The sequence below is a fragment of the Salinibacterium sp. NK8237 genome (assembly GCF_015864955.1).
Lineage (GTDB): Bacteria > Actinomycetota > Actinomycetes > Actinomycetales > Microbacteriaceae > Rhodoglobus.
In genome coordinates, this window is the sequence record NZ_JADYWE010000002.1 from 168,185 (window position 1) to 181,497 (window position 13,313).

15 protein-coding genes are annotated in these 13,313 nt (G+C 60.9%); 3 read left to right on the top strand and 12 right to left on the bottom strand.

What is annotated here, in order from left to right; all coding sequences use genetic code 11:
* Positions 1 to 3 precede the first annotated feature (3 nt).
* From I6E56_RS11200 to I6E56_RS11235, 8 genes are all read right to left on the bottom strand, one after another.
* Positions 4 to 993: an alpha-ketoacid dehydrogenase subunit beta gene (locus tag I6E56_RS11200; protein ID WP_197138609.1), complete on the bottom strand. Its 990-nt coding sequence runs from the start codon at positions 991 to 993 to the stop codon at positions 4 to 6.
* On the bottom strand, positions 990 to 1,976 hold the full coding sequence (locus I6E56_RS11205; protein WP_197138610.1) for a thiamine pyrophosphate-dependent dehydrogenase E1 component subunit alpha: 987 nt from the start codon (positions 1,974 to 1,976) through the stop codon (positions 990 to 992). The genes I6E56_RS11200 and I6E56_RS11205 overlap by 4 nt, the downstream gene beginning before the upstream one ends.
* Positions 1,977 to 1,985: 9 nt before the next feature.
* Complete coding sequence (locus tag I6E56_RS11210) at positions 1,986 to 2,213, bottom strand: lipoyl domain-containing protein (RefSeq protein ID WP_197138611.1); 228 nt, start codon at positions 2,211 to 2,213, stop codon at positions 1,986 to 1,988.
* A 49-nt stretch (positions 2,214 to 2,262) separates the two neighbouring features.
* A complete protein-coding gene (locus I6E56_RS11215; RefSeq protein WP_197138612.1) occupies positions 2,263 to 3,147 on the bottom strand; it encodes a PPC domain-containing DNA-binding protein in 885 nt (294 codons plus the stop codon).
* 117 nt (positions 3,148 to 3,264) lie between these two features.
* Positions 3,265 to 4,032, bottom strand: coding sequence for an SDR family NAD(P)-dependent oxidoreductase (locus tag I6E56_RS11220; protein ID WP_197138613.1), 768 nt, complete (start codon positions 4,030 to 4,032; stop codon positions 3,265 to 3,267).
* Between the two features lie 16 nt (positions 4,033 to 4,048).
* Positions 4,049 to 5,497: a TRAP transporter large permease gene (locus tag I6E56_RS11225; RefSeq protein ID WP_197138614.1), complete on the bottom strand. Its 1,449-nt coding sequence runs from the start codon at positions 5,495 to 5,497 to the stop codon at positions 4,049 to 4,051.
* Positions 5,498 to 5,501: 4 nt separating this feature from the next.
* Positions 5,502 to 5,999, bottom strand: a complete 498-nt coding sequence (locus tag I6E56_RS11230; protein WP_197138615.1) for a TRAP transporter small permease — start codon at positions 5,997 to 5,999, stop codon at positions 5,502 to 5,504.
* Positions 6,000 to 6,011: 12 nt separating this feature from the next.
* A complete protein-coding gene (locus I6E56_RS11235) occupies positions 6,012 to 7,025 on the bottom strand; it encodes a DctP family TRAP transporter solute-binding subunit (protein WP_197138616.1) in 1,014 nt (337 codons plus the stop codon).
* 639 nt (positions 7,026 to 7,664) lie between these two features.
* On the opposite strand from I6E56_RS11235, the gene I6E56_RS11240 reads away from it, so the two are divergent.
* The 3 genes from I6E56_RS11240 to I6E56_RS11250 are packed head-to-tail and all read left to right on the top strand — an operon-like array spanning position 7,665 to position 9,645.
* Entirely contained in the window at positions 7,665 to 8,111 is a 447-nt protein-coding gene (locus I6E56_RS11240) for a MaoC family dehydratase N-terminal domain-containing protein (protein WP_197126099.1), read from the top strand.
* Positions 8,108 to 8,515: a MaoC/PaaZ C-terminal domain-containing protein gene (locus I6E56_RS11245; protein ID WP_197126098.1), complete on the top strand. Its 408-nt coding sequence runs from the start codon at positions 8,108 to 8,110 to the stop codon at positions 8,513 to 8,515. Before I6E56_RS11240 ends, I6E56_RS11245 begins: the two co-directional genes overlap by 4 nt.
* A complete protein-coding gene (locus I6E56_RS11250) occupies positions 8,512 to 9,645 on the top strand; it encodes a UDP-N-acetylmuramate dehydrogenase (RefSeq protein ID WP_197138617.1) in 1,134 nt (377 codons plus the stop codon). Before I6E56_RS11245 ends, I6E56_RS11250 begins: the two co-directional genes overlap by 4 nt.
* A 60-nt stretch (positions 9,646 to 9,705) precedes the next feature.
* Here the strand turns inward: I6E56_RS11250 and I6E56_RS11255 are convergent, their stop codons facing one another.
* From I6E56_RS11255 to I6E56_RS11270, 4 genes are read right to left on the bottom strand one after another with little or no spacing between them, the layout of a single operon-like run.
* Positions 9,706 to 10,335 carry a response regulator transcription factor gene (locus I6E56_RS11255; RefSeq protein ID WP_197138618.1) on the bottom strand — a complete coding sequence of 210 codons (630 nt, stop codon included), beginning with the start codon at positions 10,333 to 10,335 and terminating at the stop codon, positions 9,706 to 9,708.
* Positions 10,332 to 11,486 (bottom strand): sensor histidine kinase, encoded by a 1,155-nt coding sequence (locus I6E56_RS11260; protein ID WP_197138619.1) that lies wholly within the window; start codon positions 11,484 to 11,486, stop codon positions 10,332 to 10,334. The genes I6E56_RS11255 and I6E56_RS11260 overlap by 4 nt, the downstream gene beginning before the upstream one ends.
* Positions 11,487 to 12,356 carry an ABC transporter permease gene (locus tag I6E56_RS11265; protein ID WP_231606603.1) on the bottom strand — a complete coding sequence of 290 codons (870 nt, stop codon included), beginning with the start codon at positions 12,354 to 12,356 and terminating at the stop codon, positions 11,487 to 11,489.
* Entirely contained in the window at positions 12,353 to 13,228 is an 876-nt protein-coding gene (locus I6E56_RS11270; RefSeq protein WP_197138620.1) for an ABC transporter ATP-binding protein, read from the bottom strand. Before I6E56_RS11270 ends, I6E56_RS11265 begins: the two co-directional genes overlap by 4 nt.
* Positions 13,229 to 13,313 lie beyond the last annotated feature (85 nt).

Here is a 13,313-nt window from a genome sequence, read left to right on the forward strand (position 1 = left end):
GCTTTACGCGAGGGTGCGTCGCACGGCGGCAACGATCTTGTCGACGGTGGGGATGACCGCCGCTTCGAGTTCTTCGCTGTAGGGGATAGGCGTTCGTGCAGCGCCGAGGCGAACCGGTGCGGCATCGAGCTTGTCCCACGAGTTCTCAACGACTTCTGCCACGAACTCTGCGCCCCAGCCGTAGTCCCGAACTGCTTCGTGACCAACGACGAGGTGTCCAGTTTTCGCTACGGACGCGTAGACGGTGTCCATGTCGAACGGGAACAGTGTGCGGGGGTCAATGACCTCGGCGCTGATCCCATCGGCTTCAAGAATCTCCGCCGCCACCAGCGACCGCGCCAAGATCTGCTGCGTAGCGACGATCGTGACATCAGTGCCGACTCGGGCAATGCGAGCCTGCCCGAAGGGGAGCGGCTCAAAGTCGACAAGACCCTTGTCGTAGTAGAGGTTCTTGTGTTCGAGGAAGATCGTCGGGTTGTTGGTCGTGACCGCATGGCGGAGCAGCCCGTAAGCATCTCCGGGTGTTCCGGGCACAGCGACCTCAAGGCCGGGGATGTGCGCAAAGAGGGTCTCGAGTGACTGCGAATGCTGAGCAGCCTTACCGATTCCGGAACCACCGTTGGTGCGAATCACCAGCGGAACGTCGAACTGTCCGCCGAACATGTAGCGCGACTTTGCAGCCTGGTTGATGATGCCGTCAAAGCCCAAGAAGGCGAAGTCGGAATACATGATTTCCAGGATCGGTCGAGTTCCACGCGATGCCGCTGCCGTTGCCGCGGAGATCAGTACTTCTTCACTGATCGGGGTATCCATGACACGGTTCTTGCCATAGACATCCGCGAGCTTGCGAGTAACGCCGTAGATGCCGCCACCGGTGCCCCACGTGGTGATGTCTTCACCGAGAACGAATGCCTCGGGAGTGTCTTCGAGAATGTCGTGCAGCGCGGCGTTGAGGGCACGCCACGTGCTCATGCTCTTGGGTGCTTTACTCATCGCGAGACCTCTTCTTCCTTGTCGTATACATCGGTGAATGCTGTTGATACATCGGGGAACGGGGAGTTTCGAGCGAAGTCCTCCGCGGCCTGCACCTCGGTGGCGAGCTCGGCCTGCATGCTGGTCCAGCGTTCGTTATCGAGCACGCCAGCATCGATCAGGACGGATGCCAAGAAGGCAATCGGATCCTTGTCGTGCCACTGCTTGACCTCGTCGGCATTCCGATAGATCTCGGTATCGCCGGCCATGTGGCCGAGGTAGCGGTAGGTGTCCGCGACGATCAACGTGGGGCCGTCTCCTGCTCGTGCCTTGTCGACAGCCTCGCGGGCCGCAAGGTAGACGTCGCGCATGTCCATTCCGTTGACCGCGACCGATTTCACGCCATACGCAATGCCGCGCTGGGTGAAGTCGGGCTGAGCGACCATTTCTTCAATGGATGCCGACTGGGCGTAGTGGTTGTTCTCCAGTACGAAAATGACCGGAAGGTTCCAGATGGCGGCGAGGTTGAACGCCTCGGCAAGCACACCCTGGTTCGAGGCGCCATCGCCGAAGTAGGCCACAGCCACGCTTCCGTCGCCGCTGACCTTCGCGGCCAATGCCGAACCGGTCGCGATGCCGATTCCGGCGCCAACGATGCCGTTGGTGCCGAGCACGCCAATCTCCTTGACGCCAATGTGCATCGAGCCGCCTTTGCCGCCGCAGTATCCGTCTGAGCGACCGAGGATCTCTGCCATGGTGCGACCGAAGTCGGCACCTTTGGCGAGGGTGTGGGCGTGACCGCGGTGGTTGCTGGCGACAGCGTCTCCGGTTTCGAGAGCCAGTGAGACTCCGACGGCGACGGCTTCCATTCCCACCGAGGGGTGCGTCGAACCGCGGATGAGTCCCTCTTCAGAGAGTAGCGGCATCCGACGTTCGAACTCGCGGATCTTTGCCATCAGGCGCAATCCGGTGATTCCTTGTTTTTCGTTATCAAAGTCAGGCATGAGCCGCTCCTATTCGATAGTGGCGATGACGTCGTCAACAGAGACAACGTCGCCAACGGCAACCTTGAAAGTGATGACGCCTGCGCCGGGCGCTACGAAGTCATTGACGAGCTTCGAGGTCTCGACCTGAGCGATGGCGTCGCCCTTCGCGATGGTGGCGCCGTCAGCGACTAGCCATTCCACGAGGTCGGCTTCGTCTTCGTCGCCGAGAAAGTCTTTTCCGAGTGTTACGTCCATGAGTGCTCCTTGTGTGTGTGGTTAAACAGGTGAGTGTTGCGGTTATTGGTTACGAGATTTTTTGGATGACGAGTTCGAAGGTCACAGCGACAGCGTTCTCGCCCGGCACGAGTTCTCCGGCGTGAACAACGCCGTGGAGGTCGACGAGGGTGCAGCTGATCGTCGTTTCGTAGACGCCGTTAACGAGCGCGACGTCTCCCATGATTGAGATGACTTCGGTGCCTGGACCGTCGACGTGGGTGACTCCGCCGGTGCTCCGGTCGAAGAAGGTGGCGCCGACGAGGCTGCCAAGACCGCCGCGGACGACAGCTGAGGTGAATCCGTTCTCCTCGCAGAGGAAGACGATCGCTGTCGTGAGGTCTTCGTTCGGGCGCACCCGAGCTACCACCGTCTCGAGATAGCCGGTTTCAGCGAGTTGGTTGGGCATGGGGTTCCTCTCGTCGATGGATGGGGTGAACACGGGCATTCGCGTTTCGGGATCGTCGGCGCTTGTCCACCGTGCGCCGTAGATTCCATAGATGGCAGCGTGGGGAGCGGGGCTTCCGGATGCGGTCTCTGGCCACAGGTGGCCCCCGAGTTGCTGCTGGTTTTCATCGATCCACATGCAGTGGCTGTGGATGAACGGCTCGTTGTCGCGCAGCCCGACGGTCACGGCGCCATAAACGAGTTCGGCGTGCTCTACGCTTCGCGCCTCCGAGAAGCTGACTGCTCGCTCACTGTCGGCGCCAGCAGGAACGCAGTAGCTCACGGGGGTGTAGCTTCCGGAGAACAGTTCTACGTAGCCGCTATCGGTGCCCATTTCACGCAGCAGCTCGGTGAGTTCTTCGAGAACGTTTCGACCGGGGGTGAGAGTGGTGAGCCGTCCGCGCGAGCGCGTGGGTACGGAGATGATGCGGGGACTGAGGGTCTCGCCGTGGTGCTTCAATACTTCCATTGGTGCCGCCTTGTCAGCTTGTGGCTTCGGTGTCTCCTTTCCTTGGTAAGGAGGGGAGACGACCTTTGGTAATACCAGCAGTTGTTGTGCTGATTTCCTAGATATTTAGTTGTTCTATCAGCCGATAGCTGTTCCGCCATCGACCTTCAGGGTGTCCCCTGTGACGAAGCCAGAACTGGGTGATGCAAGGTAGGCCACCGCTGTCGCGATGTCCTCCGGTGTACCCATGCGTTTGATCGCATGAGTGTCGAGCGAATAGTTGGTGCTCTCGGTCATGGGAGTCGAAATCGGGCCAGGCGCCACGGTGTTGCTTGTGATGCCCAAGACCCCGACCTCTTTAGCTACCCACTTGGTGAACGCGATGATGCCGCCCTTGGAAGCTGCATACGCGGGGCCCGACCGGTTGGAGCCATCCCCGCTCGCAAACGGGCCACCCATGATTCCCGAGATGGAGCTGATGTTGATGATCCGACCGAACGCCTGTTCCTTCATGTACGGGTAGATCGCTGCCTGCGTGAAAAGAAACGTGCCGCGAAGGTTCGTTTCAATATCGCGTTCCCAGGTTTCGTCATCCATCGTTTCGAGATCGACACGTCCGCACGTTCCGGCATTGTTGACCAGGATGTCGAGTGATCCGAACTGCTCCACAACAGAGTCAACGCAAGCGCGAACCTGTGCGCGATCTCTCACATCCACGATCGCGCTGGCGACGCGAACGTCGCCGTTGGTGGCGGCCGAGATCTCCTCGACCGCTTCAGCACCATCAGTCACGTCGACCAGCATCACGTGCGAGCCGCGTTCTGCCAGAGTCCGCGCGATAGCGCGGCCGATGCCGCGTGCGGCGCCAGTGACCAGGCTGACTCGACCTTCTAGATCCTTGTCCATCACAATTCAGCCTCCCCTACATTCCCATAAGGTCTGGTAGTCCCGTGCTGAGCACCGGTATGAAGGTCAGCAACATCAAGACCGTGAGGCTGGCTACGAGGAAGGGCCAAATGCCCTTCACTGCTTCGCCGAAGGGAACTTGCGCTATTCCGGCCGCCACGAAGAGGTCGATACCGACCGGGGGAGTTACGAGCCCGATCGCCAAGTTGATCGTCATAACGACACCGATTGTGGTGATGTCCATTCCCAGTTCCAGCATGACCGGAACAAAGAGCGGGATAAAGAGGTAGAACGCCGAAACAGCATCGAGGAACATTCCTGCGATGAGCAACATGATGTTGATCAACAGGATGATGACCACCACGTTGTCCGTCAGTGCGAGCAAGGCATCTGTCACCTGGCTGGCGATCTGGTTTCGAGTAATGACGTAGGCGAAGATCGTGGCTGCCGAGATGATCAACATGATGCGGCCCGCTTGGATGCCGGCGGTGGTGAATACTCGGAACAGCCCAGAGAAGTTGAGCTTGCGAGTTACAAACACGCCGACGAGCAGCGCGTAGACGGAAGCAACGGCGGCGGACTCGGTCGGGGTGAAGATTCCGCCGTAGATTCCGCCGAGAATGATCACGGGAACGAGCAGGCCAGGAATGGCTCGCACAAACGCGCGGGCGATGACCGGCCCCGATGCTCGAGTTCGGCGTTGTCCGACCTGCACGTCATCTGGGTCAACGTCGGCGGTCATAAGAACCGTCGGATTGGCCGTGGTGTAGGTCGTGTCGCCGGTCGCCGTCAGCAGCAGTTTCTTGTTTCTGCGTCCGAGAGCCTTGTCGATGTGGTTCTTCGCGTTCGTTTTTGCCATCTCTGTTTCGACCGGCAGAAGGCGAGCCACGATGTAGAACGCAATGGCCATGAGGAGTCCGGGAACGATACCGGCCAAGAAGAGACGACCGATCGAGATGCGCTCATAGTCGCTCGCCACAACAGCGAACACGATGAAGGCGATGCTGGGAGGAATAACGATTCCCATTTCGCCAGCGCTGGCAACCAGGGCTGCGGCGTGACGCTTCTTGTAACCGTGTTTTGCGAGGGCAGGAATCAGGATCGCGCCGAGAGCTGCGACCGTGGCGGGTCCCGATCCGGAGATCGCTGAGAACAGAAGCGCGGCGAGGATCGTGGTGAGCGCGAGCCCACCCTTCTGGTGCCCCACCATGGCATCGGCAAGTTCGATAAGCCTGCCCGAGATGCCGGTGATTTCCATGATCACGCCGGCGAGGATAAAGAAGGGGATCGCGAGAAGCGTTTCTGACGACAGCGAGGCATACATGATTCCCGCAGTCGGGAACAAGGCATTGACTCCGTCTGCGACGACGATCGTGAGAAAAGCTGAGACTCCCATCGCGAATGCAACAGGAACACCGACGAGCAACAGGCCCAAAAATGAGCCGAAGAGTACGAGTTCAACCATGGGATCAGACTCCCTTGAGTTCTAGTGGCGCTTCGGTCTGCTTGTTGAGCAGCTCGCGCACGACGACCTGAACGGTCCGCAGCGCGCCGAGGGCAGCGCCGAATGGAAGCGACATGGAGAAGATCCACTGGGGGACTCCGAGCGCGAAGGTGAGTCGACCGGACTCCAGCTGCTTCATCGCCATGTCAAAGCCCAACCAGAGCAACAGCAGATAGAACGCCAGCATTGCGAGCGCGATGATCACAATGACTACCTTGCGCGGGATGCCGTGGGTCGAGTCCTTGAGGAGTGTAAAACCCGGGTGGGTGCCGAGACGCACTGCTGCGGCGGCCCCCACCAGGGTGAGCAGAACGGCCAGGTTAACGACCAGCTCTGCTGTGTACGCGATCGATGCGTGCAGCAAATAGCGGCTGACTACATTGAAAAACGCGAGGAGGGTGATGGCTGAGAACGCGACCGCAATGATCGTGTTCTCAGCCCCCGTAAGAATCTTGTCGAACATGGGAAGAGTGGACTATTCCGGGCGGACCGCAGCTAGCAGTTCGGGGGTCCACGCGTCGGTGAACTCGTCGTAGACCGGAGCCATTGCTTCGCTGAAGACGGCAAGCTGCGAGGCGGAGAGTTCCGAAACTGTCATGATTTCTGACATTTCTGCGAGCTGCTCGGCTTCACGGGCACGGTTTTCGCTCTTCTGAACTTCGTTTGCCTCAGCAGCAGCCATCTCGACCAGTGCCTTGTCGTCGTCGCTCAGAGCGTCGTACATGTCCTTGTTCATGCCCAAGATGAGCGGGTCGTAGATGTAGTTCCAGACCGACATGTAGTCCTGAACCTCGGTGAGGCCGTTGGAGTAGATGACGTCGTACGGGTTTTCTTGACCGTCGATCGTTCCGGTCTGCAGCGAGGTGAATACTTCGCTGAAGTTCATCGAGACGGGGTCAGCGCCGAGTTCCTTGAAGATGCTGAGGAAGAGGCTTGATCCTGGAACGCGGAACTTCAGACCGTCGAGGTCGGCGGGTTCGAGGATCTCATGCTTGCTGTTGGTGATCTGGCGGAAGCCGGACTCTCCAAAGCCGAGCAGCTGCACGTCGAACTCTGCGGAGAGTTCCTTGTACGCGTCGAGTGCGCCGCCTTCGATTGCGGCATCCGCGGTCTCGTAGCTGTCGTACAAGAAGGGAGCGTTGATCGTGCCGAAGCGGGGGTCGATTCCCGAGTAGATGATCGTCGAGTTATAGGAGAAAGCCTTGTCGCCGTTCATGAGCTGTTCGACGCCGGCCGCAGAATCTCCACCCGAAAGCTGTTCGTTCGTGAAGATGTTGACCTTGATGCGTCCGTCGCTCTCCTCGTCGAGGACTTCAGCGAAACGCTCTGCCCCGGCGTTCCAGCTGGACTTGTCGCTGACCGTGATGGTGAAGTCCCAGTCGTACGACGGCAAACCTGAGTCGCTGCCTGAGTCAGAAGACCCGGTGCTGCAGCCGGTAAGAACCAGGGCTAGCCCCAGTGTCGAAGCGGCGATTTTGACAAACTTCATTTCTCCTCCTTGAGTGTTGAAGCCAACCTGGCCAACCTCGTTTTTGAGGAGGGCCCGTGGTGGGGCGCCCGCTATTCACCAGTTCGATGGTTTCCGGTGCGCTGCGAACCATTATGCACGAATCTGGTAGTACCAGCGACATCGGTGCGAAATTGGGCCCGCCGTAACCTCAACGGGGGCTGGACAAACCTACGCGGTGGGGGCGCTGTGTGAGGCCCGGTTGTGGGTGAAATGTCAGTGGCCGAGGGTAGATTTAAAGAAAGTTGGCCGACACGCCGAGACACTACATCTGGGGTAATGACATGGGTGTCATTACCCATATATAGTGAAATCTCCGACAAACCGCCGGAAAACTTCTAGAAGACTTTTAAGGAGGATCGAATGGATAACGAAAACGACACCGTTGGCGGATATGCAATTCCCGTCGACCCAATGGATCTTCTGCAGTGCGACAGCTGCCAGTAAAAACTTACTGAGCTAACGCCTCTCAGAATTTCTGAAGCCCCGGCAGACCTCACGGTCACCGGGGCTTCACCCATTTAAGGGCCGCAACACAATCCGGCCGTAATCAACTGGCCGACAAACACAACCCCAATCTCACCCACGCACGCATCGCCAAGATTGCCTAAGCTGGACACCGTGCCAGTGAATAAAGAACTAGAAGGCCGGGTTTTCCCGCCAACGACCCCCTACCTCGTCGGGCGAGAAAAAGTACGCGAATTTGCGCGAGCGGTCTTCGCTCAAAGTCCGCTCAACCACGACCCGGAAGCCGCCAGAGCAGCAGGCTTCGCCGATGTCGTAGCACCGCCCACTTTCGCCGTGGTCATCCAAGAAGCAGGCCTCGCCCTTCTCTTGGCCGCCCCCGACACTGGCATCGATTTTTCTCGCATCGTGCACGGCGAACAAAAGTTCACCTCCACGCGACCCATCGTCGCTGGCGACGAACTCACCGCCATCCTCACCGTCACGAGCATCAAATCCCTCGGCGGCAACGACATGATCACCGCCGAAACCGCCATCAGTGATGCCGCAGGCGACCACGTCGTCACCGCAACCTCCGTACTCGTCATGAGAGGCACAGAATGAGCGACCTCGTCGTCGGCCAGGAACTCATCACCGGCAAAGTCACCCTCACCCGCTTCTCGCTCGTGCGCTACGCGGGAGCATCCGGAGACTTCAACCCCATCCATTACCGGGATGATGTTGCCGCCTCCGTAGGCCTCCCCGGTGTGCTCGCCCACGGCATGCTCACCATGGGCCTCGCCGTGCAACCCGTCATCGACTGGATGGGCGACCGCGGCGAACTCGTCGAATACGGTGTGCGCTTCACTCGCCCTGTCGTCGTCGACGGCAATGGCGGCGTTGTGGTGACCGTCACCGCCAAGGTTGGCGCGATCGAAGACGACGTAACGCGCATCGACCTCACCGTCAGCGCCAACAACCAAACCGTGCTCGGCAAAGCACAAGTGAGGGTCAAGCTTCACCAATGACCGACACCGTTTCCCCCGACAGCACAGCACCTGCTGAGCCCACCGTGCTCGCCGACCTCACCACCATTCGAGTCGGCGGGCCCGCACGCACGCTAGTGAGCCCCACCACTGAAGTTGAGCTCCTCGAGAGTGTGCGTGCCGTCTGGGAACGCGGCGACGACTGGCTGCTCATCGGCGGCGGCTCCAACATGGTGATCAGTGACGAAGGATATGACGGCACGGTCATCCACATCGCCACTCACGGCATCCAAGTCACCAATCAAACGGACACGACCCTCAGCCTCCGCGTGCAAGCGGGCGAATCATGGGACGCCCTCGTTGCGCGCCTTGTCGCCCGCGGCTGGGGCGGCATCGAAGCCCTCAGCGGCATCCCCGGATCCGTCGGCGCAGCCCCCATTCAAAACATTGGAGCCTACGGCCAAGAAGTCGCCAGCGCCCTCACCGGCATTGACTTTCTCGACTACGACAGCGGCGAACTCGTGCACCTCACAACAGCCGAACTCGAACTCGGCTACCGCAGCTCCGTCATCAAAAGTGGCCTTGCCGGAGTCGTCGTTGCCGTGTACCTCACCGTCACCGCCTCACCCGCCAGCACAGTGCAGTATCCACAACTCGCTACCGCCCTCGGGGTTAACGTCGGCGACGCTGTGCCCCTGCAGCAAGTGCGCGACACGGTGCTCGCCCTGCGCGCCTCCAAGGCGATGGTGCTCGACCCCAACGAACCAGACTCTGCCAGCTGCGGGTCATTCTTTACGAACCCGATCGTGCCAGAACACATCGCGAGAGGCCTTCCCGCGGATGCCCCACGCTGGGTTATCGACGACGATCCCGTCACCGACGTTGCGGTTCCGCTCGGCGAAGAACCTGCCCCGCCACCCGCGCCCAAGCCGCGCCTGGTGAAGCTCAGCGCCGCCTGGCTCATCGAACATTCGGGCGTGAACAAGGGCTTCAGGCTGCCGGGCTCGCGAGCCGCAGTGTCGACCAAGCACAGCCTGGCGATCGTCAACCGCACTGGCGCGGACGCCACCGAGATTGCAGAACTTTCACGCTACATCGGTGCATGTGTGCTCAGCCGATACGGCATCCACCTGCAGCCAGAACCCGTCGCCGTTGGCGTCGAACTCGCCTAGTTCGCCTAACCCGTCTAACAACGCGCGCTCATCCGCGAGCCTCGCCTAGCTCAGGCGGCGCTAGCGAGAGCGGGGCAGCAACCCCAACTCCATCGCTTTCGTGACGGCCCGCGTACGGTCCTTCACGTCAAGCTTTCCGAAGATGTGGATGAGGTGCGTCTTCACCGTTGCCTCGCTCACGAACAGGGCGGCCGCAATCTTTCGGTTGCTGTTGCCCTCTGCCACGAGCGCCAATACTTGAGTCTCACGATCGCTCAGCGTCACCTTCGCGGGCTCGCGCATGCGGTTCACGAGCAGCGCCGCAATCGACGGAGCCAGAGCGACTTCGCCGCGCGCCACCGAACGAAGGCCGGCCAGAATCTCCTCTTGCGGTGCCGCCTTCAACAGGTAGCCGCTCGCGCCCGCCTCGATGGCGGTCAGAATGTTTTCGTCGGATTCATACGTGGTGAGAATGAGCACGCGAACGTCGGGGCGAGCGGCCACGAGTTGTGCCGTTGCTTCTGCGCCTCCGAGGCCGGGCATGCGCAAATCCATGAGCACAACGTCGGGGAAGAGCTGCGTGGCTAGCGCGACCGCCTCGACACCGTCGCTGGCTTCGCCGACGACTTCGATGTCATCCGCCGAGCCCAGCAGACCGACAATTCCACTGCGGACGATCGGATGATCGTCGGCAACAACGACACGGATCATGCAAGAACTTCCTTCGGGATGGTGGCGCGCACGGTGGTGCCGGCGCCCGAACTGTCGACGTCGAGGCGGCCATTGACGAGCGCCAAGCGTTCGCTCATGCCCTCAAGCCCAAACCCGGTGCGGCTGGTTGCGGGGTCGAAGCCGACTCCGTCATCGGTGACCGAGACGGTGAGCCCAGAATCATCGACAGACACCGAGATCGTCGCGCGCGTGGCCGACGCGTGCTTGCGCACATTCGCCAGAGCCTCTTGGGCGCAGCGCAACACCACCACCTCGGTCTCGCGTTCGATCGCGGGCAGGTGTTCGGCATCCACGGTCACGGTCAGTTGGGTTTCCCGTGTGTACCGTTCGGCCAGTCGGTGCAGCGCGCTCGAAATCCCGTCACCCGTGAGGCCAACCGGGGCGGATGCCGTCACCAGTGCCCGCGCTTCCGCGAGCGCTGCGCGGGCACTGTCTTCGATCAGCTCGAGTTGTTCGGCCGCGGCAGCAGGGTGGTGGTTGTCGAGTTCGCGCCGTGCCCTTTGGGCTACGAGCACTAGCCCGGTGAGGTCTTGCGCGATGGTGTCGTGGATTTCGCGGGCAAGCCGCTCTCGTTCGCTGGAGACTCCGGCATCCCTGCTGATGGCGGCGAGCTCGTCTCGGGTCGATTGCAGTTCGAGCACGAGGTCGTGGCGTTGGTCGCTGAGCGTGGAGATCTGAGTGATCCAGAGTCCGAGGGCGAGGCTGAAAAGGAGGGAGAGGGTGACGATCGTGGTGGTGTAGAGCAGTGCATCCGCGCTGAGACCCATGGTGATGAGAAACCCGACGCCGACAGAGAGGGCGAGGGCGACGTTGCCGATGATGGCGTTGCGGGTGCGTTCGGCGAGAACCCAGACGAGCGGGTAGGCAAGCGATTGCAGGGTGGCCATGACAGGCATGAACGCGACGGCGGCTCCGACGGTGACGACGAGCACTCCGACATACACGGCGGCGATAGTGGAATTGTCTCTGGCACGGATGCCGAGGGTGAACCAGGCGAGCGTAAAGGCGGCTAGAGCAGCCCCGGCACCGAGCCGACTACCGGAGCCGTAGCCGCCCGAGCCGACGATGAGCACTGCCATGACCGCCGTAGTGGCGATCACAGCAATGCTCATCCAGCGAACGAAACCCATTTAGCTATCCTTGCGGATCCAACGGAAGGTGATGCGCGTCACGATGAGGCCGATCACGAGCCAGAGACCGGTTGCAATGGCAACGCCGGGAAGGTTCCAACTTTCGGATTGCTCCATCACTTCGAAGCTTGCGGGCAGGAACACTTCGCGCATTCCCTGCGCCATCCACTTCAGGGGGAAGATGCTGGCGAAGTTCTGCAACCACTCGGGCAACATCGAGAATCCGAGGTACACGCCGGAGATGAACTGCAGCACGAGAGCCACCGGGATCACGACGGCGGTCGCACTCTTACCGCTGCGAGGGAGCCCGCTCAGGGCAATACCGAGCACGGCGGATGTCGTCACTCCGAGCACAAAGACCCAGGCGAAGGTCACCCATTTGCTTGGTTCGCTCGGCAGTTCGACGTCGAACGCGACACTCGCGACCAGAATCACGAGGGCAGCTTGCAGCACGCCGGTCACGAAGACTTGCCCGATCTTGCCGATGAAGTAGCTCATCACCGGCAGGGGTGTGCCGGCGAGGCGTTTGAGGGTGCCGTCGCTTCGTTCCATAGCGATGTCGATCGCCATGTTCTGCAGTCCGCTGAGGAGTAGGCCGGCGGCGATCATCCCTGGCAGGTAGAAAGCGGCTGCCGTGAGTGGTTCTTCTTCGGTCCCGAAGTTCTGTTCGCTGAAGGCGACCGCAAAGATCGTGAGCATGACGACGGGGAACAAGAAGGTGAAGAACACCGAATCGCCCTGGCGAAAGTAGCTCCGCACTTCGAGCGTGATGCGGCTGAATCCGAGCTTGAGGCTGCGGCCGATTCCGAGGCCAAAGCTTGGCGTGCTGGCCGCAGTCGCCGCCGAGCTGGTCGTGGTTGGGGTGCTCATCGTGCGTTCTCCACTTCGCGTGCGTGTGCGTGGTCGGAGACCAACTGCAGGTAGATGTCTTCCAAACTGGGGCGAACAATCTCGAGCCCGGTCGGTTCTGCGCCGGCGGCCATGAGGGATGCCACGACAGCGCCAGGAGTGTGGGTGCGTTCTTCATGCTTGCCGTTGGCATCGCGCCACCGCACGCGTGGGGTGCGGGCTTCTTGCCCACCGATCTCGTCGATCGCGCCAATGTCGATCATCTTTCCGCCCGCGATTACCCCGGCACGGTCGCCCAGCTGGGCCGCTTCGTCGAGGTAGTGGGTAGTGAGGAGGATGGTCGTTCCGTCCGCCTTGAGCGAGCGAATCAGTTGCCAGAACTGCTGACGAGCCTCGGGGTCAAAGCCTGTGGTGGGTTCGTCGAGAAAGAGCAGCTCGGGGCTGCCGATGATGCCGAGCGCGACATCCACTCGCCGGCGTTGCCCGCCAGAAAGCTTGCGGATCAGTGTTCCGGCCTTCTCCTCAAGCCCGACCGACGCGATAACTTCTTCGACGTCGCGCGGGTGTGGATAGTAACCAGCAAAGTGGGTGAGCTGTTCGCGCACCGAGACGTTGCCGCTCTCGCCGCTGGACTGCAACACGATGCCGAGGCGCGCCTTCCAGTCGAGGCCACCCTTGCCGGGGTCGACGCCGAGCACACTCACGGAGCCACCGGTGCGATCCCGGTAGCCTTCCAGAATCTCGATCGTGGTCGACTTGCCTGCACCGTTCGGGCCGAGCAGCGCGAAGGTTTCGCCGCGTTGAATCTCAAAACTGACCGAGTCAACAGCGGCAAAGGAGCCATAGGTTTTGCGCAGATTTTCGACCTGCACGACGGGAGCGGTGGTGTTCATGCTTCTATCGTCGCTTGTCTGGGGCCCGCGCGACAGGTGCAGTCGGTTAGAGGTCTATCAACCGATCGGTTGATGCTTGATGTGG